This is a genomic window from Sphingobacterium sp. UBA7855 (assembly GCA_002500745.1).
Lineage (GTDB): Bacteria > Bacteroidota > Bacteroidia > Sphingobacteriales > Sphingobacteriaceae > Sphingobacterium.
The window spans coordinates 26,012-44,871 of sequence record DLST01000002.1 but is presented as its reverse complement, the minus strand read 5'-3'; the positions used below and the strand labels follow the sequence as shown (position 1 = coordinate 44,871).

General features: G+C 33.8%; 18 protein-coding genes. 11 read left to right on the top strand and 7 right to left on the bottom strand.

All coding sequences use genetic code 11. From position 1 onward, the window contains the following. The first annotated feature begins 682 nt into the window (after positions 1-682). The 10 genes from B2107_RS01235 to B2107_RS01190 all read left to right on the top strand — a co-directional run bounded on the left by B2107_RS01235 (position 683) and on the right by B2107_RS01190 (position 8,657). Positions 683-1,165, top strand: coding sequence for a hypothetical protein (locus B2107_RS01235; RefSeq protein WP_293952404.1), 483 nt, complete (start codon positions 683-685; stop codon positions 1,163-1,165). A 30-nt stretch (positions 1,166-1,195) separates the two neighbouring features. Continuing rightward, positions 1,196-1,714 (top strand): hypothetical protein, encoded by a 519-nt coding sequence (locus tag B2107_RS01230; RefSeq protein ID WP_293952402.1) that lies wholly within the window; start codon positions 1,196-1,198, stop codon positions 1,712-1,714. Positions 1,715-1,754: 40 nt separating this feature from the next. Then, complete coding sequence (locus B2107_RS01225) at positions 1,755-1,970, top strand: hypothetical protein (protein ID WP_293952401.1); 216 nt, start codon at positions 1,755-1,757, stop codon at positions 1,968-1,970. Between the two features lie 65 nt (positions 1,971-2,035). Beyond that, positions 2,036-2,752 (top strand): HNH endonuclease, encoded by a 717-nt coding sequence (locus tag B2107_RS01220; protein WP_293952399.1) that lies wholly within the window; start codon positions 2,036-2,038, stop codon positions 2,750-2,752. 12 nt (positions 2,753-2,764) lie between these two features. Continuing rightward, positions 2,765-3,037, top strand: a complete 273-nt coding sequence (locus tag B2107_RS01215; RefSeq protein WP_293952397.1) for a hypothetical protein — start codon at positions 2,765-2,767, stop codon at positions 3,035-3,037. Between the two features lie 578 nt (positions 3,038-3,615). Beyond that, complete coding sequence (locus tag B2107_RS01210; protein ID WP_293952395.1) at positions 3,616-4,839, top strand: DNA phosphorothioation-associated DGQHR protein 1; 1,224 nt, start codon at positions 3,616-3,618, stop codon at positions 4,837-4,839. After that, positions 4,829-5,725, top strand: a complete 897-nt coding sequence (locus tag B2107_RS01205; RefSeq protein WP_293952393.1) for a hypothetical protein — start codon at positions 4,829-4,831, stop codon at positions 5,723-5,725. The genes B2107_RS01210 and B2107_RS01205 overlap by 11 nt, the downstream gene beginning before the upstream one ends. An 86-nt stretch (positions 5,726-5,811) precedes the next feature. Continuing rightward, positions 5,812-6,042: a helix-turn-helix domain-containing protein gene (locus B2107_RS01200; RefSeq protein ID WP_293952391.1), complete on the top strand. Its 231-nt coding sequence runs from the start codon at positions 5,812-5,814 to the stop codon at positions 6,040-6,042. Between the two features lie 150 nt (positions 6,043-6,192). Continuing rightward, positions 6,193-6,816 (top strand): hypothetical protein, encoded by a 624-nt coding sequence (locus B2107_RS01195; RefSeq protein WP_293952389.1) that lies wholly within the window; start codon positions 6,193-6,195, stop codon positions 6,814-6,816. Between the two features lie 2 nt (positions 6,817-6,818). Next, complete coding sequence (locus tag B2107_RS01190; protein WP_293952387.1) at positions 6,819-8,657, top strand: ATP-binding protein; 1,839 nt, start codon at positions 6,819-6,821, stop codon at positions 8,655-8,657. A 147-nt stretch (positions 8,658-8,804) separates the two neighbouring features. Here the strand turns inward: B2107_RS01190 and B2107_RS01185 are convergent, their stop codons facing one another. Genes B2107_RS01185 through B2107_RS01175 form a run of 3 tightly spaced genes read right to left on the bottom strand, consistent with a single transcriptional unit; the run spans position 8,805 to position 12,854 of the window. Then, a complete protein-coding gene (locus B2107_RS01185; protein WP_293952385.1) occupies positions 8,805-9,563 on the bottom strand; it encodes a hypothetical protein in 759 nt (252 codons plus the stop codon). Between the two features lie 2 nt (positions 9,564-9,565). Next, positions 9,566-10,657 (bottom strand): hypothetical protein, encoded by a 1,092-nt coding sequence (locus B2107_RS01180; protein ID WP_293952383.1) that lies wholly within the window; start codon positions 10,655-10,657, stop codon positions 9,566-9,568. Positions 10,658-10,661: 4 nt separating this feature from the next. After that, positions 10,662-12,854, bottom strand: a complete 2,193-nt coding sequence (locus B2107_RS01175) for a sensor histidine kinase (RefSeq protein ID WP_293952381.1) — start codon at positions 12,852-12,854, stop codon at positions 10,662-10,664. 55 nt (positions 12,855-12,909) lie between these two features. Between B2107_RS01175 and B2107_RS01170 the strand changes: the two genes are divergently transcribed. Continuing rightward, the gene (locus B2107_RS01170; protein ID WP_293952379.1) at positions 12,910-14,070 is read left to right on the top strand and encodes a cysteine desulfurase family protein; all 1,161 of its coding nucleotides are present in this window, start codon (positions 12,910-12,912) and stop codon (positions 14,068-14,070) included. On the opposite strand, the gene B2107_RS01165 is transcribed toward B2107_RS01170, so the two are convergent. From B2107_RS01165 to dndC, 4 genes are read right to left on the bottom strand one after another with little or no spacing between them, the layout of a single operon-like run. Beyond that, positions 14,067-14,903, bottom strand: a complete 837-nt coding sequence (locus B2107_RS01165) for a restriction endonuclease (protein WP_293952377.1) — start codon at positions 14,901-14,903, stop codon at positions 14,067-14,069. The genes B2107_RS01170 and B2107_RS01165 overlap by 4 nt on opposite strands. 10 nt (positions 14,904-14,913) lie before the next feature. Further along, the gene (locus B2107_RS01160; protein ID WP_293952375.1) at positions 14,914-15,309 is read right to left on the bottom strand and encodes a DndE family protein; all 396 of its coding nucleotides are present in this window, start codon (positions 15,307-15,309) and stop codon (positions 14,914-14,916) included. After that, a complete protein-coding gene (locus B2107_RS01155; RefSeq protein ID WP_293952373.1) occupies positions 15,302-17,479 on the bottom strand; it encodes an AAA family ATPase in 2,178 nt (725 codons plus the stop codon). Before B2107_RS01155 ends, B2107_RS01160 begins: the two co-directional genes overlap by 8 nt. 9 nt (positions 17,480-17,488) lie before the next feature. Beyond that, positions 17,489-18,796: a DNA phosphorothioation system sulfurtransferase DndC gene (gene dndC, locus B2107_RS01150; RefSeq protein WP_293952371.1), complete on the bottom strand. Its 1,308-nt coding sequence runs from the start codon at positions 18,794-18,796 to the stop codon at positions 17,489-17,491. Positions 18,797-18,860 lie beyond the last annotated feature (64 nt).

Sequence of the window (18,860 nt, the reverse complement as noted above, 5' to 3'; positions counted from 1 at the left end):
TAAAAATGCTACATTTAAGGTGTCTAAAGTCTCGTAAGAGCAATTTTATTAATTACACAAAATTAAAGGGTGTAGTGTGTCTTATACAGATCGGGAAACCTAGTCTAAGGGCCTTGCTAGTGCATACCGATTCGGCACGAACTATAATGCGGATGCCGCTATCCCCTATTTTGGTTTATATTGTTTAACCTGATTATTCTGGAGCCCGAATAATCTTACTAATTAGAATTAAATTGGAAAACCGAATACTTACTTCCTTGAGGTAAGTCTGGCATTTTTGGCGGTGTTTAAATCGTTTTGTCATAATCGTTTTGGTTATAAAAACGATCACACTCTGAGAAGTTCGGGAAAGTGAAATTGGATTAAAACCAATAGAACGATACCCAAAGCATCTGAACTGGCACCGTCAAGAGCCACCATAATCGAGATTATGGGTCCACAGAAGACTTACATGAGCATCGCTCTATTGAATTAAATATATACAAAGATAATAAAATCCAATAGGATGCGAGCTCACGATCTACTCATGTGGAATTTGACGGTTTCGTTCATGAGTGACAATCGTAAAAGAAGCTCAATGGCCTCTCAATTATGTCGCTATAATAACTATCACAAATATAAGGAATATATACGAGAAATGGAAATTTTAAAACCAAATGTCGTATAAAAAAATACTGTAATTATGAACACACCACTAGGCGCGTATTTAGATGAGCTTAAAATAAATAAATCAAAATTATCAAACATTACTGGAATTACTCCAGATAGGATCAATGCATTGAGCCATGAAGCCTCCGCAATACCTTATACAGATGAAGTATTTCCAATAATTTATGTCGCCAATTATCTTTCTGGCATACCCGAAGATAAATTCAATTCAACCATAGATCGAATATATCCAATAAAAACAAAAAATATTCTTATTAACAAACTAAACGGCCTATCTCCTGCTGCTCAGCTTTTTGGAACCTATACTTTCCAGAGAAAGAATGTTGAACAGGATACGAATATCCCAACAGGTAAAATTTCTAAGTATGTGAATGACAACAAAAAGAAAGCCCCGATTGAAGAAGTTCTAAACTTTGTTCATAGCCTAGGGCTAGACCCTTTAGCAACTTTAACCAAGTATTATGGAGTAATTGACGTCAGATCAAAGAGTAAATAGAATTTGAGGAAAAACTAAATAGAGGATGAAATGACAAAGAAAGTATCTGGAGTAAGTATGGGACAGGTTGATTTTGGAATTATACCAATAGAGGGATTTTCCGGTGGTATTTGGGAAACCGACGAAATAATAGTTGGACATAATGAAATCGACAACTTTTGTTATATCTTTCTATTTCCCTCAGATGAAGATGACTATTCTTCTGGATGCAGTGAACGTAAATTTCAACTTTGTTTTGCTTTTGCCGGACATTTACATCAATGGAAATTTGAGAAAAATACTATTGTCTATTATTTCATAATTGGCAATAGCATCGTTCCTAACATACCGGCTTTGTCTCATCCGTCAATTCATCTCTTACGACAGTTTCCATCTATAAATCTAACCAATTTTGAATTCGATAAAGTGAAATATGAATTTACTAGAATTCACGAAGAAATGAATAGGCTTGATATGCTTGAAAGAATTATTTTTTTACGAATAGATATCATTTTTGACGAGACATACAGGTTTATTGAGAAAAGGTATGCAAATAATACAAATGCTTAACACATAAAACAAAAATACATTAACAAATAAACTAAAAACTATGTTATCAATCGGCTTTTTAATGTACCTCATTTACGGCGGATTTATTGCCATCTGTCTTTTCGGGCTGTACCTTGTTCTATCAAGTCTCCTCGGCAAATACCTAATCGCCAAACGCGATCACACCGCAGCACTGCGCGAACAAAATGAAATTCTAAGGGATATTGTAAAAGCTGTTAAACCTAAGGACAATAATACGCCTCCTTTTAACATGTAAGCGTGAATTTAATTTTCATCTAGCTATAGGAGAAAGACGAACAATTATGGTGAGAAGGTATAACAATGAAAAAAAAGCGTAATCCTAAATGGCAACGAGACGAGCTGATTCTTGCGTTGGATCTATATTTTCGATTGGAACCAGGGCAGATACATGCTAGGAATCCGTTGGTTGTTGAATTATCAAACACTTTAAATAAGTTACCCATTCATGAGGATAAAGATGATTATGAAAAGTTTAGAGATCCTAACGGGGTTGGTCTCAAGCTGAGTAATTTTTTATCACTGGATAGAACATATTCTGGCAAAGGAATGGCTTCAACAAGTAAACTTGACAAGGAAGTATTTGAAGAATTCAAAGATAATAAGGAAATGCTTCATAAGCTTGCCAATGCCACTAATCTGAGCGCGATCAATCCAGAGATTAAAAATGAGATAATTAATCTGCCGAACGATATTGATGATGATGTAAAGGTAAAAGAAGGTTGTCTTTTATACCGATATCATTTAGCAAGGGAACGAAATACCACTATCGTCAAAAAGAAGAAGGAAAAAGTACTGAAACTCCATGGCAAACTAGAATGTGAACTTTGTTCTTTCGATTTTGAGAAAGTGTATGGGGAAATTGGTCATGGATTTATTGAATTTCAATATAAAAAACCTTTATATTCTTTATTAGAAGAAACCGCAACAAGCTTAGATGATTTGATGCTAGTGTGTTCAAATTGCCATAGTATATTGCATAGAGGGTGGAATGGGTTTAGAAAAATTATGCAAAGATAAAAACAAAACAATATGGAAAAATATGAGATTGTAAAACAAGTTAAGTGGTGTGTTGCTGACGTCACTATCCATGGAAGAATTCTTAAAAATGTTATTAGTGGGATTTCAAGTAACTACCCGTATTCGTGGGAAATATCAAAATACTGCTCAATAAATGGAGATATCGATGTATATATTCCAGGGCAACAAATAGGTATATCAGTGGCTGATGCAGAGCAAAACATGGAAAATTATATAAATAGATTTGAAAATTATATAATTATAAAAGACAACGACACATTCTAACAATTAATTGGAGGAGTTAACCATGTTTGAATATGAATAAGTTTAGGAATATTAAAGTTGAATACTGAAAAGTTAAATAACCTAAGCGAGCTTCAATCCTAACGCTATAATCTTAAAATCACTAAAAATAATGATAAATTTAAATTTTTTAGAACATGTGCTGTATTTCTTTATTACAGTTCTATTTTTAAGTTCTCTAGGAGTATGGTTACCTTTTTTAATAGATAAAAGTACCTTCGACACTGTACAAGATCGAACTTGGAACGATCTTCCCACAAACCTAATTACCTACAGCGTGGCAATAATGATGGCAAGCTATGTGGAAAGGTTTTTGTATTTAATAAAAAATACCACGAAAAATAACACTAATGGAATTGAATTTTTAATATTGATCGCAGCTTTAATCTTTAGTAGTTGTTTTATATATATTTCTTACGTGGATATAAAATTTGGCAGAGTCGAAAGTGCTATCAAAATGACCTCAATTTTTACCTGTATATCCTTAGCAACTTGGATTTATGTGAGAGCGAGAAATACGCGATATGATAGTTTTTCGGCATTGGGAGGAGATTTATAGTATGATGTATTTAACTTTATATGCACTAAAGGTTACTCAACCATTGAGTGATTTCTTTATCACCTCAATTAAAGCTAGTGATCTTTTAACCCTTACATTTTCGGAAAAGCTCGAATATACAAATGAGAGTGGAAAGCTAAAAGGAAATCAGCGCAAAATTGATGAAAAGCGATTAAAAGAAATTGGAAAATACATAGGGTCTGTTGAAATGTCTTTTCCAAACGCTATAATTTTAGCAGCAAACTATTCAGAGGAGGGTGTACTAATTGACGACGAGAATATTAGATGGGATATTGACGCTATAGACAGTAATCTATATAAAATTATCATTCCATCAAATAAAAAGTTAGCAGCAGTTATTGATGGCCAACATCGACTGATGGGATTCGAGCAAAAATACTTGAGCGATCAATCTAAGCTTAATATAGAAATGCCTTGTGCCATTTTTTTTGACTTACCAAATTCTTACCAAGCTTTCCTATTCGCTACAATTAATGGTAACCAAAAACGAGTAGATAAAAGCTTGGCCTTAGAACAGTTTGGCTTCAACGTAGAAGACGAGCCTCAGCATACTTGGACACCAGAAAAACTTGCAGTGTATTTTACACGGCGTTTGAATTTCAAAGAAAGCCCACTAAGTGGTCACATCAAGATTGCGCCACAAATTTCTAGTGTACTATCCAAACAAATTTTTGAAACCCAAAAAGAATGGACAGTGTCAACTGCTACGATTGTTGATGGAATTCTAAATTTGATCACATCGAATGCTAAAAGAGATAGAGTCGAAATGGCTCAAGAAAATATTTGGGGTAATAGATCTAGGAAAATGATTTCTGACTTCAGAGATAACTCCCCTTTAAGACAAAAATATCTAAACAAAGATGACGAATACATTTTTAAAATCATTTTAAATTACTTATCAGCTGCCGCAGATACTGTTTGGAAAAATTACAATCCAAGGTCTTACATATTTAAAACAGTCGGAGTTCAAGCACTATTTGATGTGCTTAAAAGAATATTGCAATATGAGATTCTAACCCAGAAAGAGGAATTTGAAACTTATTTAGAAACGGCTATGATTTATGATTTTAGCAGCTCTACTGTCCAGGCATCTGGTATTGGGAGAAAAGATATTAGGAATGCTATCTTGTATTCAACAGGACTGATAAGTGACGATGCATTAAAGACTGAAGATTTGAGAAAGATCAAAGAATTTGAAAGATAATATTGATTTGAGACATATGAATAAGGCTATCAAAATAGTAAATTGTCAGAGATCAAAAACATATAAGGTTAATCTTACAGATCAACTATGTACTTTATGCCCGAATGGTAAGTTTGTTGACATTAAACGGCACTGTCATAATATTGTACGTTTTCTATACAGCGAGTATCCCTATGAAGACCATTCACAAGCTTCTTGGTTTCAGCTTGCTTCAGGGATAATGAATGTTGAATATGTAAGCGATATATTTGATAATGATGTTATGTGGTGCGGTCCCGCCATAGAATACGAGCAAGCAAAATCGCATTTTCATTCGAACCTTATTACTGAACTTACTCGTTTTTCATTTATTTGGGGAGGTTTTGAGAGTGTTATCGATAGTATAACCTACGATGAATATAAAAGCGGTCCTATTGGAAAGATAAGCCGTCTAAATTACTTCTTAAGTAAAAATTATTTACCAAAGTACCCCATCCCCGTTGGCTACGCTGAGACCGTAGATTTTTTCAAATTGCTTTTAAATCATACTGATGGTTATGAAGAGAATGCTTCTTATTTTATTCCAGATAAGAATTGCTCAGGAGACATAGTAGGTATAAAAGCTGTCTATAAAATTCGAAATCTCTTTGCTCACGGTTCATTGAAATTTAGCGAACCAGAGGAGTACAATTATTCTAAAGAGCATGGGTTAGTTCGTCCTTTAGATATAGATATTATTCAGACTAGCAGTAGGATTGTACTGTTAACATTACAAATGTTACTTACTTCGGTATCTAATCATCTAAACTTCATAGTCACAAAGCAACATGAATATTTAGATGACAAAGGAGTAGATGCTTATCTGTTTTTGCAAAATATGCACCTAAAAACATTTAAACATAGTTAGACAATACCCTAAATTAAATAGGAGTATAAAATGAGGCAATACTGCCACGATGAAATCAGCCTCCTTTTCCCAAATTCATATTGAAAATGAAAGAACAGGATATTAAAACCTTTATTGTTATTGGGGAAAATATAAGACGGATACGTGCCGAAAAAGGTTTTAGCCAACAAGATGTTGCTAATAGATGCGATGTTGATAGAGCTAAAATAAGTAGTATTGAAAATTCAAAGGAGGACTTTGTATTCACAACTCTTTTAGAGATATCTAGAGCATTAAATGTGGATATTCTTGAAATAATCTGTCCAAAACAAAAATAATTTTAAAATTTTATTTCCTTTCTAATTTTTTTCAACCCCTTATAAATATGAGCGGGCTGATAGGTAGGTTACTTGTTAGCAGAAACAGTTCAATTTTAAAATTAATGGTAGTGTAAGCATTGAGCTGACATTGCATAAACAGAAAAAATTATGGAAGTAAAACACTCTTCAAGGGAGAGCTCTATCCCAAATTTTGAGCAAATTGACTGGAGTGCCATCTCCTATCTCCAAAAAAAAATATCCAAATGTCAATGCGATTTTCGAATTGAAGCTTATGAAAAATCAATCGAAAAAATTTTAGATATCCCTAAACGAAAAGCTAAAGATATCAAATTAGCAGAAGAAGTTTTCAAAGATTCCAAACGGGAACTTGCTCGTAAAAATACTTCGTCTACTAGATTTGGAAAATCAGTCGAAGATTACAATTATCTTCAAAATCAACAAACCGCCATATTAGAATTTGAGTTTGACGATCGAAAAAGGGATTATAAATCTATAATTTACAGAGGACTATATTCACTTACGCAAAGAGAAAGAACCGCACTTTATATCAAGGCGACTAATAGACTTGATGTTATAGCGAGTCTTTTAGGTATCTCAGAACGACAATATCGAAACATAGTAAAGCTAGCACAACAAAAATTACATAATTTTCCTGGGTTCAAAGAGGCTTTCTTTTTAGCTTTCTTAGATACTAATTTTGAGGAATATGACTCTTTTTTGATGACTTTTCTATTTAATAATGATTTTTCCACACCTTCAAAAGCAAAATAATAATGGCAACAATAGATAATATAATAAAAGCAGAATTAGTTAGAGCCGATACAGCTCTTCAAAGTTTTAGAGATGGGGGATACAATTTCACTGATGCTATCGGTGAAATTGTAGATAACTCAATTCAAGCTGGTGCTCGAAAAATAAAATTTGATTGGAAATTTGATACAATAAAGTCTGGAAAGTCAACAAAAGTAAAGCGAGTTGTTTCATCATTTGCAATAAGTGATGATGGTATGGGAATTGCACCTAATATTCTACCTAATGTATTGACAATTGGTTTTAGTACTAGATATAATAGCCGAGAAGGTATGGGGCGATTTGGTGTTGGTTTTAAGTTAGCTTCAATTAGCCAAGCGAAACGACTAGAAATATATACGAAGCCTGGTTATCTTGAATTATCGCAGGATAAGAAAAGTGGAACATATATTCCGCAAAAGGGCTCTAAAAATACTTCTGGTAAAATTTATATGAGCTACTTAGATCTTGATGAAATAGCCGATGGAAAACAAAATAATTATATAGCTAAAGAAGTAGAGACTTTTCCTGAAGAATACCAACACTTAATGGATGGTTTGAGTAGTGGTACATTAATAATCTGGAGGAATATCGATAGGATGAACGAAAGCCGTGCTTATTCCGAGTCCCCAGACGAAAAAATAGCTGGATTAGGTTATTTTTTATCAAGAACCTATCGCATTTATATTGATAAGGGTCTCAAAATATTTTTACCTAATAGCTCTGGTCAACTATTTGAGGACATACCACTTACTCCTTATGATCCGACCTTCCAAATAGAAAATCCGGATGCGGAAGCATTAGCGAAAGGAGAAAGTATGAAAGGAGAATTAGTAGAAGAAGGAGAAATTGTTATTGACAATGAGAGAGTTTTTTGGAAAGTATATTTAACACCAAAAATTACGCGTTTGGTATCTGGTGGTGGTGGAATCAAAGGTCCTCTTGGGGATGGACAGTTTAAAAAGCTTCAGATACCTGACAATCAAGGCAAAATTAGCTTTCTAAGACAAGAAAGAGAAATATGTTATGTCAAGGTTCCTTATTTAATTACACCAGATAGTTTAGATAGAAATGGGCATTTAGATAGGCATATTGGCATTGAAGTGCTTTTTCCTCCAGCTTTAGATGAATATTTTCAAGTTCGTCATATAAAGCGTGGTGTTGAACCCGTTGAAAAACTTAAAAAAGAATTAAAGCTCACGCTGAATAAGCCTATCAAGACAGCTCGAAAACGTATCAGAGATGTTTGGTCTGAGAGTCAAGTAATTCAAAGTGCGTCCAATCCCGATGATTACAGTGGCGGGCGTGATAATGCCGAAGAGACCGTAAAATTTTCAAACACAAGTATGCCCAAAGGGCGTTCAGGCGATTATGTAACTCCAGACGCTGAAAAACAGAGACTCCTTGAAGTTGCAGAAAGCCTGGGTATTCAAACTCGAGATAAACAAGAAGAATTCGCAGAGCTCGCGCAACAGAAACCAACTGTAGCACTAGAAATAGAATGGCCCGGAAAAGGTTTAATAGATATTGAACACTTGAACAAAACAATATTAGTAAAAATAAACAAACGTCATCCTTTTATTAAGGAAGTATATGCGCCAATAAAAGATGCAATAGCTAAAGATGCTGCGGAATTAGACCCCGATTTCATTAATCATATTTTTAGAAAAGCAATTGATGGAATAGATTTACTTTTATTTGCTTATGCAAAAGCAGAAAGTATGAATGACGATCCCGAATCCGTATACATGGAACTCAGAGAAGATTGGGGGAAGTTCACTGCGTCATATCTTAAAAAGAGAGATGAACTGAACATTTTATAACCCGTAATAATTGGATTAAAATCTTAAAACCTCTTTCCAATTTAGTTGAACCTCAAATTGGAAAGAGAATATTAAATTAATTGTAATAACCATCATACAGGTGAAATATTTATAACTAACTATTTGCACCACTCTTTAACTGCTACTCTATTCGGCAGGATTATGTCCGATAACTCGTTTCACAAAGTAATCATCAAAGCCATAAGGTTTGTTATCAATTTGAATATTTCTACAATAGTTTTTGGCCAGCGCTAGAGCATATGGAAACCAAATCTCTTTCTTTATATTTTCAACGATATCAATATATGGCTTATAATCGAGTAATGGTAATTTATTCCTTGGAATATAGTGTCTAAAAACAAAATCTAGCCCTAAAATCAACTCCAGAGGGGGATGCATTAATCTGGGCGCCCTAATAATAAGAGATTTTCCATATATGTCTGTATCTCTTTCTTGTTTACTTTCCATAAAATGTCCACCGTAGGTCATATGATATATTGGATGGAGATTGTCCCCTTCACCTTCTTTTCTATCCATAACATGCCTATCTAGATGCCAAGAAGAAAAATGAGTGTCCTTACTAGTAAGCACTATATTGAAGTTATCCAGACTTATCATTGGGTCTTCAATTCTGTTTTCATTTAGTCTACGTACTTCCACTCTATCTTTTACGGAAATTGTTATTGAAATACTTTCAACATTCTTAGGCATAGTATGTGAAGGTTTTAGCTTTTTAGGTATAGTTAGCTTCAACGGGGAAAATACATAAGAAAAACTATTTTTATCTTCTTGAATAGTTTTTCCCACTGCGACTATTTGGTCTACTTGAAACTGGAACTCTTGTAAATCTTTTTTAAAAGTCCTAAGTACACCTATATATTTGATAAATTGTTGTTTAAAGGTCATATTTAGCTTTGGTCATCTAGTTCTTCAAAAATTTGACGTTCATTTGGCCCCAATAAACTATATGCTAATTCGATATCTCTTTCATCGGACAATAGATATGATAAAGATATATAAGTTGGTTCTTGCCAAACATATCTGGGCATTTCTATAGTTCTTAAGCCATCAGTTGAGTCTAAAGCTATATCTGATAATCTGCACTTATACCAAAAGGTGCTATATTGTTGATGTTCAGCAGATTGTATAGCCACCAAATCCAGGCCGAATTTTTCATTTAAAAAATTTACACGCTCATCGGCATTGAGTACAATTAAACTTTTATCAAAATTTTCATACCACCAATTATTTAACTCAAACTGCCACCATCTTGAGTAGAAGCCACTTAGAATTCCTTCATATCTACATTTTAAAAGAAACTCATTTTTAAGTATATCCCATTTCTTTGATTTTATTCGATCTATTCCTAATCTTATAGCTAAAAGATTCTCATCAATTAAGAGCCCTGCCGATTGAATACAATAGTTATTAATTAAGTATACCCATTCGTGTGGTGTTTGAAAACAATTTAGCTCCGTTTTAAGAATCTCAATATCTTCATTAGCATAAATAGGCTTTTGCAGGATTGTTTCTAGCTCCTTATGATTAGAAGATATAGTAGAGTAAGCTTCTGCGAAAGCGATCATTTCGGATTGAGTGTCCTCGGTATTTAGATTTATTTCTTTTTTATATTTTACATCAAATAAATCCTTACTTGTTCGATCAAAAAGATTTATGTAAAAATCCTCGGTACTACAAAGAAAAATAGGTATATCTTTAATAGCACCTGATTTAGAACCGTTCCTTACACTTTGGGCTAATTCCGCGCCTGAATACTTAATCTCACTATCTTCGTCGTCAGAAAATTGGAGTTTAAAATCTAGCAATAAGCCATCAAATTCATTTAGTCCACCCTTGTCTATCAATTTTGATTTTTGTTGATTCCAAGTTAATGGTTGCACAATAGTAAAATCAATATTTACTTTATCGTCCAATTTAGTAATTAAACCTCGAGCCGTTTTTTCAGGCTCATCATCAATATATAAAAATTTTAATGCCATCTTTTTATCTTAGGTCTTCTTTTGTACCAAGTGGTAATGTAATTTTAAATAATGTCTTATAATCTGGATCCGGCTCTCCAAGTTCTATTTTACCTGACCTGTTTTGAATCATTTGATTGAGAATATGTAAGCCTAGGCCTGTACTAGTACCATAATCCTCTTTCCTATCAGTTGCAGTTGTAAAAAATGCATCAAAGATTCTGTCTTTATTTTTTGCAGGTATGCCAATTCCATTATCTTGGAAGTCCAAAACGACTGTGCCATTTTTTTCATCTTTTTGCGCCCTAATCAATATTTTCCCTCTTTTTCCACTATTTTTTAGTATTGCTTTTTTAGCATTACTATATAAATTCTGTAATATAGTGTTAACTTCAGAAGGATGAATAGATTTAATAATTAGGTCTTTACCTTCCATTTTGGTTTCAAGAATTATATGTCTTCTTATTAGGTCAGCATTTATTACTTGTTGAAATGATTTGATTGCCGTTCTAAGATTTATAGGTTTAAGCTCCCTGATAACGTTACCCGATATTGTATCATCAAAATAAGAAGTATAGGCAAGTAAAGATGCTAATACTTCATTAATATTTTCTAAATTTGCAGCTATATCCTTTGAAATATTTTTCTTTAACGTATCTTCAACATATCCTAGAGTTGAGGGTATTATTTGTTTAATTTCATGAATAAATTCTGCAATTGTAAGCCCGACTCCTGCCAAAACTCTCATCATTTCTAATTCATTGATCGCAGACTTAGTAGTACTAACAAATACTCTTGTTGCTTGCTCAAGTTGAAGTGCAGCATCTTTTTTTTCTTCCTCGGATGTATCTAAACTAGTAAGTACCTTTGTTGCATTGTTAATTACAGATAAGCTCTTGTTTACGGTTTCCACCTTCGGTGTCGGAGCACGGTCTGGATTTAAAGCCTTATATTCGTCGGATCTCCTAAACCAAGAAATAAAATTTAAGAAACCAGTTTCTATCGCAGAAGAAATAAACGATTGTAATTCCCTGAAAGCTTCTTTTTCAATTAAACCTTCCCTACCAGCTGATTCTTCAAATATCTTTCCATCCGGGTCTATTAGTTGAACAAAGCCTAAAAGGTGATTATTACTAAAAGGAATTCCCCCGCCTATCCTTGATTTTGTATCCAAACTCAACCAATCATTTCCTATTTCACCATATTTTGGTACTCTAAAACCATTTCTGTAAAGTTTAATTCCACCATTCTTCTTAAGATGATCAGTAATTACCTTAAGTTCTGATTTTGTTATTCCATAGTAACTATTTCTATCCCCCCCAATATAGTAGTAAGCTTTAAATGCAATTGATGCCCCTACTAGCTCATGAAAAGGTTCCGATGAAATTTGAAAAGTATCATGTAAAACGCTCTCTACTTCATCGAACTTAAACTTTTTTGTAGAAAGATTTAAAACTCCTATTCCATTTGCGTCGATATATCCAGTAATCGTCGCTAGCGCTCTATCTAACATCATTAATGAAGGATCTGCAACAGATGACCAATCTTTTTGATCGCCTTGTCTCCTCAGAAAATTAACCTCAAAGCTTTCATCTTTACTTTCCTCAATAATTCTGTTATTATCTCCCACAGAAAGGTAACTTGGTTGAATCAAATCTGCTACATAACGGTAAACACGCTTAATATCTGCATCACTCCACTTATCCCTTAAATCCTTAATAAGCAATTTTGTACCTATTGGACCTTGTGTATTTTCTAATGTAGTTAAATTATTTTTAATGTTACTTAACAATGTATCGGGTGCATACATATTCCAATTGATTTCTAATTCCAAACTAGGAGAATTTTGAGATTTTGTCTTGATGATGAGAGTTTCCCCCAATCTCTGTGTAGAAAATCTTCCAATCCCCTTTCTTCCGGCTTTGGGTCTTTGATATCTCTCAGAAATGGAATTATGAATTTTATCTGAAGTCGCAAGTCTCATAAAACCATCAATTAACTGGCCTTTATCCATCCCATTACCATCATCAGTAATCAATAAAGTTCCTCCAGGGATATTAGCATTTTCAAAAAATAAATTAACAACGTTTGCATCTGCATCATAAGCGTTTTTTATTAACTCAGCAACAGCAGTTTCAGATTTTGCTACTAATTCTAAACCTAGGCGATTAATTATACCTGCATCGACAGAAAAAGAAACTTGTTCTATTTTTTTCATAAAAGTTATATCAGCATTGTAAAATAACGATTTTTTATCAATATTTGAACTTAATATGAAAAATGATATATATTTCGACTATAATGCCACTACCCCTGTAGATCCAGAAGTTCTTACTGCTGCTCTCCCATACTTTCTTACAACCTATGAGAATGCTGCCAGCCGTCACAAGTCTGGATCTTTAATAAATCAAGAGATAAATATTGTACGCGAGATGCTATTAGGCTTTTTGCATTCGAAATCTGGGGAAATTATTTTTGCATCAGGAGCTACTGAAGCTATTAATTTAGGATTAATAGGGTTTGCAGAGTATAATAAAGTAAGGGGTAAACATATTGTTACATGCCGAACGGAGCACCCAGCTGTTTTAGATTCATGTAAATATTTAGAAAAGCAAGGTTTTGAAATAACATACTTACCCGTGCGAAATGATGGTTTAATCAACCCTCAGGAATTAAAAAATGCAATTAAAGAGGATACTATATTAGTGTCAATAATGTTTGTAAATAATGAGACTGGAGTAATCCAGGATATAAAAACATTGTCAACAATAGCCCACGAAAATGGTTCATATTTTATGACTGATGCAACGCAGGCATTTTCTAAAATTGATATTAATGTAGAAGAATTGGGAATAGATATTCTGACATTTTCTGGACATAAATTTTATGCAACGAAAGGTGTTGGAGGCCTTTATATTCGAAACAAACGTCCATTCAAAGTTAGATTAAATGCATTGCAGCATGGAGGAGGCCATGAAAATGGATTTCGAAGCGGAACTTTAAATGTTCCAGGTATTATTGGTATAGGAAAGGCTATTGAGATAGCTTCCACTAATATGCTTGAAGAAAGTACTCGTATTGGCAAATTGCGAGACCATTTGGAAGAAAGTATATTAAATATGGTAGAAGGAAGTTATGTCAATGGTGATATTTCTAATCGAATTTATAATACTTCAAATATTTGTTTAAAGAATATAGATGCTGATGCATTAATCGCAGGTCTAGATACGGTAATGATCTCCAATGGGTCGGCTTGTTCTTCTACCAAAATAGAACCCTCTCATGTATTAACTGCAATGGGCTTAGAGGAACGTGAAGCTTATTCTTCGATTAGACTAAGTATTGGAAGATTTACTACAGAAGAAGATATCCTTAAAGGGTCGGAAATTATCATAAAAGAGATTAATAAAATAAAAAATAATATGATAGTCTAGGTAACTATCATATTATTTTCATCAAATATCTTATCGAAAGCTTCTTCAAATAGATAAATTTCTTTTACAACTTCGACGCCAAACCGCTTTTCAATCATTAAATTAACAATAGCATCTCCATCAAATAATGCAATTGGAATGGCGCCAACTTGATTATCGGCTTTCTTCGCATCTTGAGTAAATGTAGATGTCGTAAAAATAATTGCTTGCTGAAATTTTCCCTGGGATGCTCCTCTGAATTTATCTATTTCAGGTCTACGTACAACAGTTTTATCCCACCTTTTACACTGGAAAGAAACATGGAGATAAGACAAGCCTATTTTCAGCTCACCAAACCCATCTATCCCTCCATCACGGGATAATTTGGTGACTTCCACTTTTTCAAATCCATAAACTTTCAAAAGCTCTCGGCAAAAAATTTCAAAATCTTTAGGGGAAAATCTCTTGAGCCGATTTAGTATTGAATCTCTGAAAGCATTTGCGTATTTATCTTGCAGAGATTCAATTTCTAGAATACTATTCTTTAAATTCTTTGAAGGTATATCAGTATCGTTTCTATCTGCCAATATTTCTATTGTCTGGCCAACTTCACCTCCCTTTAACCAGTAGCGACCATCATCTAAGACTTGGTATAGTTTTTTTTCGCTAGAGGAAGCAAAATTCAATCCTTCTGCATGCCGGCGTAATGCTGTACGCACAACCTGCTCAGGGGTTGATGTATTAAATTCGTACAAATTATCCTCTTGAATGCGAAGATAAATTTCCCGAACACGAAGAGCATTATTTTCTCTCTTAAATACTTCTAATATCGCTTGATTAATCGTTTGATACACTTCTCAATATTTAGATTAATTCCCTTAAACCAATATCGACTTTATTTACCAAAAATTCAAATCCAGTTACATTTGGATTATCATTAAATTCTTTATCTAATAATTCCAATCCGTGATCAATGTGCAGTTTTACATATTTTGCGATATCTTTATCTGTTTTATAAATATTATAGTGTGTACAGACCATAGCAATATAAAAAGGTAAGTTGTTGCCAAATAATACCGTTGCACTATACTCTTTACCCCTAGCATCTTTTATATCTGAAATGCTTAGACGAACATCTGAAGCTAGGGAATAACTATATGCAATACGAGCAATAATATTTTCTGCTCCAAGTCCCAGCTTACGGCTTAAATCGGTTACTATTTCCTTATTAGCTTCTGAAGTTTTAATACTTTTAAACATGGCTTGCTAACGATTGATAATACTTAAATAATTGCTCTGCCTGTACAAAGTCGAATGTAGAATGGTCGTCGTCAATATTTTTGATTAAATGTACACTGTTCACTCTAGGCAAAAGCATTTCATACTCTTCTTGGCTTAATTCCTTTTCTAATAATGGAAATAACACAACTTGTTCGGATACCTGCGGATAAAATTCCTTGATAATATTTTCCGAGTGGAATTTATCAAATTTTTGCAATGGACTATCGATAAATATTGGGAACTTAATATTTGATTCGTCTACTAGAGCTTTTAATAAAGCAGTAGCGTACAATTGTTGTTCACCTTTTGACAAAGCATCTTTGTTGACAATTTCTCCATTTCTATCATATAAATGAATATCAATTAAATCTGCTCCAACCTCTACTTCCACCCTATCGACAAATCGTTCTTTATGCATCAATAGATTTAATTCTTTTTTTAAACTCTTTTCAAGCAGCGCTTTTTTCTCAGATTTAAATTGTTGGATAAAAACACTCAATTCCTCTATCAAACGTGCAGCTACCTCATCTTTTCCAAGATCCGTATCCTCAACCTTTATCTTTTTGGCAAGTTCAGATTCCTGCTTCATTTTGATACCTAGATCACGCTGTAAGTCCGAAATCGCTATGCTATTTTTAAGTATATCCTGATCTATCTGATCTAAATTTTGATCTATAGCAGTTTTCTTTTTGCGGATTTCTTGCACCAATAGATCTTTCTCTTTTGATTCGGAGTCTGATATTTGCCGAGAAATTCTATTGGCAGCAATTCGATTTTGTTTTTGGTCAGAAACGAGTTGTTTAAAAAGCTGATTATATGAAAACCTCAAATTAGAATAGATAGCCTCAAATTCATTACGTTCATTTGGTGTAAAAGAGAATAAGACTTTGAAACCGGGATCACTAATAACATCAGGCGTAAAAACCTTAATAACGGTCTCTTCCAGTTCCGTTCCTAATTCATCCAATTGACTATTTTTCAATTTCCATTTTGAAATAATCATGTCAAGCACCTGATTCGTGATTTTTTTCGCTTTTTCATTAATCAAAATGGGATCGATGTTCTTTTGGTCCAATTGAGCCTCCGATAGAACCTGCTCTCTAACTTGTTTAATCTTTTTTCCTGCAATAGCAAAAGGTGCCATCTCAAGTAGATCCTTCATACGGGATTTAATCTGATCATATTGAGTAGATAGGTCGCGCTGCTGTTCCCGTAGTTCATTAAGTTGTTCAACAGTAATTGAATTACCTTCACGAATCAACTTCTCTTGATATTGATCGGCCAAAACCTTTTTTGATATTTTCTCCTCGTTTAGGGAATCAATCTGTTCTCTGTACTCTTCTAATAAACGCTTTGCACGATTGATTTCTGTTGTTAGTTCGTCAAATTTCTTACGATCTGAATCACTTGCAGAAGTGCGTCTCAATCGAATGCGAATACCTTCCAAGTTATACTTAAGGTCTTCATATTTTTTTATGCCTAAAACTTCTGCATATGCCTTACTCAAACTCTGTTTTTCTTCTAACGATTTCATCTCCGCCAATGAAACTATTTTCTCAGCATCAAAAAAGAAAAATTTGGCGATCTCTTTAGGAAGAATAAAATCTTGTATAAAAATTTCTGGTCCTACTTCTTTCGTTAATTCATTAACTTGACCATCTATTAAAATGGTCAATGTATCTTCTCCTTTTTCAGTATTAAATGTACGTTCAACTGATACTTCATCACAGACAATAGAAGGTATTGAGATTTCAGAAAATATCATTTTTACAGAATAAGAACTCAGCTCCTCTTTTCGAGAAATTAGCTTATCGTAATTTTCCTTATGATACTTTTTTGCATCTTCTATTTCTACCTCTTTCTCTTTTATAAAGGTTTCATAGAGGGAATTAGTTTTACGATTCAAATTTTTCTTCGCATAAACTTTATAGCCACCAGCTTCATATATTTCACGGCGGTATTTTTCATCGACATCGACCATTACTTTTCCGTAAAGACACCAAATTAAAGATGTCAAAAAGGTAGTCTTTCCAAAGCCATTATTCCCTGAGATCACATACACATTACGGAATGGAACGGAAAAAAATGTAATTTCATTTTTTCCATGGTAAATCCGATAATCAGTAAGTGTTACGTTTTTTATAAACATATGTTATATTTAATACCCAACAACAAATTGTTTTAACCTATTTTCTAAATCAGTCTGTAATCCTCTACTATTCATAAGAATTGTTCTGGATTTTTGTAAGGTTAACAACTCATTGATAAGTTCAAAATCATCACTATTATTACCACAAGCCTTCTTGAGTAATTCTTTTTCGCGTACAAGTCGTTCGTCCTCGGCTGCCTCTAAGGAGATCGCGGTTCCATAGACACTGTTGTAAATATCCGCTACTTTATATTTGAATATATTATCCCTATACCATATGACCTGAATAGCCACAAGCTCCTGATAGTTTATTAATATCATCTCAGGATAAGATTCTTGAATCTCTTTTTGTGCTCTAAGCAACGCAGTTAAAAAGTCCTTCCTAAATTCAGGAATGTATGGTCCCAAAACTCCCTCTGTAATTGTTCCATTCCTCCTTCTCTTCTCTCTGAGTTCCTCATTATCCCGAGACTCTGCCAAAAGATCCCTAAGTTCCACTAAAGGATCCATCCAGTCTTCTCCATTAGCAATTAGCGCTTCCATAGATTTATCCCTATTGACAACCGTACACACCCAGCAACCAAAGCGAGAATTTCCACATGAGGGAGTAGTTGTATCAATGACCAACGGGCAATCTCCCCCACTTGCGTTATTATATAATGTAATTAACTCTTTATTAGACGCGCCCCAAGGGGATTGAACTTGAGCTAAATATTGCCATAACTCTGGCGTCTCAACATCTTTTATCGTTGCATAGACGTAAGCATTAGGAATAATGTGCTTACGAAGACGTTCCCCCTTTATTTCATGTTTCTTGATACTTTTAGCGCGATTTGCACTTTCAGCACTCCGAGTCCCTAAAAGAATAATGGCTTCCCCGACCTGTTTGGTGACTTCCAAAATGAATTGAGTGGTAGGGTTTATTTTAAGACGTTCTGTACACCAACGGAAAATATTATTTGGCGCAGGATATCCTTTACCTATTAAATTAACCCAAAACGTCTCTTCTAGTTTTGGTGTTGTGCGTTGAACATACATAGGCATAGCCTGCTCGGTAGCTGCTAGTTGAATTTTATTTAATACCCGCTCAGTATATTCAATAATCTTGGGATTTTCAACCAAGGTATTATTACATACAACGTACACTTTACGAGTCCTCAACTCAGCAGGAAGCTCAGCAATAGCATACCACACTAATTGAAGTAAAGTTGTCGAATCCTTTCCTCCACTAAACCCAACAATCCAAGGTCTACTATTATCTTCTTCAAGATATTGATCTATGATCTCATCTTGAAGTTCTCTGACATTTAACGCCATTTAAACTCCTTTTCTAAAATTAACCTTGTCAAAGATACAATTTAAGGTCTTGGTATTTGTCAAT

What these genes read in the sequence shown, in the direction of transcription:
- B2107_RS01235 (WP_293952404.1), top strand. Translation starts at nt 683, where the DNA reads ATGAACACACCACTAGGCGCGTATTTAGATGAGCTTAAAATAAATAAA.
- B2107_RS01230 (WP_293952402.1), top strand. Translation starts at nt 1,196, where the DNA reads ATGACAAAGAAAGTATCTGGAGTAAGTATGGGACAGGTTGATTTTGGA.
- B2107_RS01225 (WP_293952401.1), top strand. Translation starts at nt 1,755, where the DNA reads ATGTTATCAATCGGCTTTTTAATGTACCTCATTTACGGCGGATTTATT.
- B2107_RS01220 (WP_293952399.1), top strand. Translation starts at nt 2,036, where the DNA reads ATGAAAAAAAAGCGTAATCCTAAATGGCAACGAGACGAGCTGATTCTT.
- B2107_RS01215 (WP_293952397.1), top strand. Translation starts at nt 2,765, where the DNA reads ATGGAAAAATATGAGATTGTAAAACAAGTTAAGTGGTGTGTTGCTGAC.
- B2107_RS01210 (WP_293952395.1), top strand. Translation starts at nt 3,616, where the DNA reads ATGATGTATTTAACTTTATATGCACTAAAGGTTACTCAACCATTGAGT.
- B2107_RS01200 (WP_293952391.1), top strand. Translation starts at nt 5,812, where the DNA reads ATGAAAGAACAGGATATTAAAACCTTTATTGTTATTGGGGAAAATATA.
- B2107_RS01195 (WP_293952389.1), top strand. Translation starts at nt 6,193, where the DNA reads ATGGAAGTAAAACACTCTTCAAGGGAGAGCTCTATCCCAAATTTTGAG.
- B2107_RS01190 (WP_293952387.1), top strand. Translation starts at nt 6,819, where the DNA reads ATGGCAACAATAGATAATATAATAAAAGCAGAATTAGTTAGAGCCGAT.
- B2107_RS01185 (WP_293952385.1), bottom strand. Translation starts at nt 9,563, where the DNA reads ATGACCTTTAAACAACAATTTATCAAATATATAGGTGTACTTAGGACT.
- B2107_RS01180 (WP_293952383.1), bottom strand. Translation starts at nt 10,657, where the DNA reads ATGGCATTAAAATTTTTATATATTGATGATGAGCCTGAAAAAACGGCT.
- B2107_RS01175 (WP_293952381.1), bottom strand. Translation starts at nt 12,854, where the DNA reads ATGAAAAAAATAGAACAAGTTTCTTTTTCTGTCGATGCAGGTATAATT.
- B2107_RS01170 (WP_293952379.1), top strand. Translation starts at nt 12,910, where the DNA reads ATGAAAAATGATATATATTTCGACTATAATGCCACTACCCCTGTAGAT.
- B2107_RS01160 (WP_293952375.1), bottom strand. Translation starts at nt 15,309, where the DNA reads ATGTTTAAAAGTATTAAAACTTCAGAAGCTAATAAGGAAATAGTAACC.
- B2107_RS01155 (WP_293952373.1), bottom strand. Translation starts at nt 17,479, where the DNA reads ATGTTTATAAAAAACGTAACACTTACTGATTATCGGATTTACCATGGA.
- dndC (WP_293952371.1), bottom strand. Translation starts at nt 18,796, where the DNA reads ATGGCGTTAAATGTCAGAGAACTTCAAGATGAGATCATAGATCAATAT.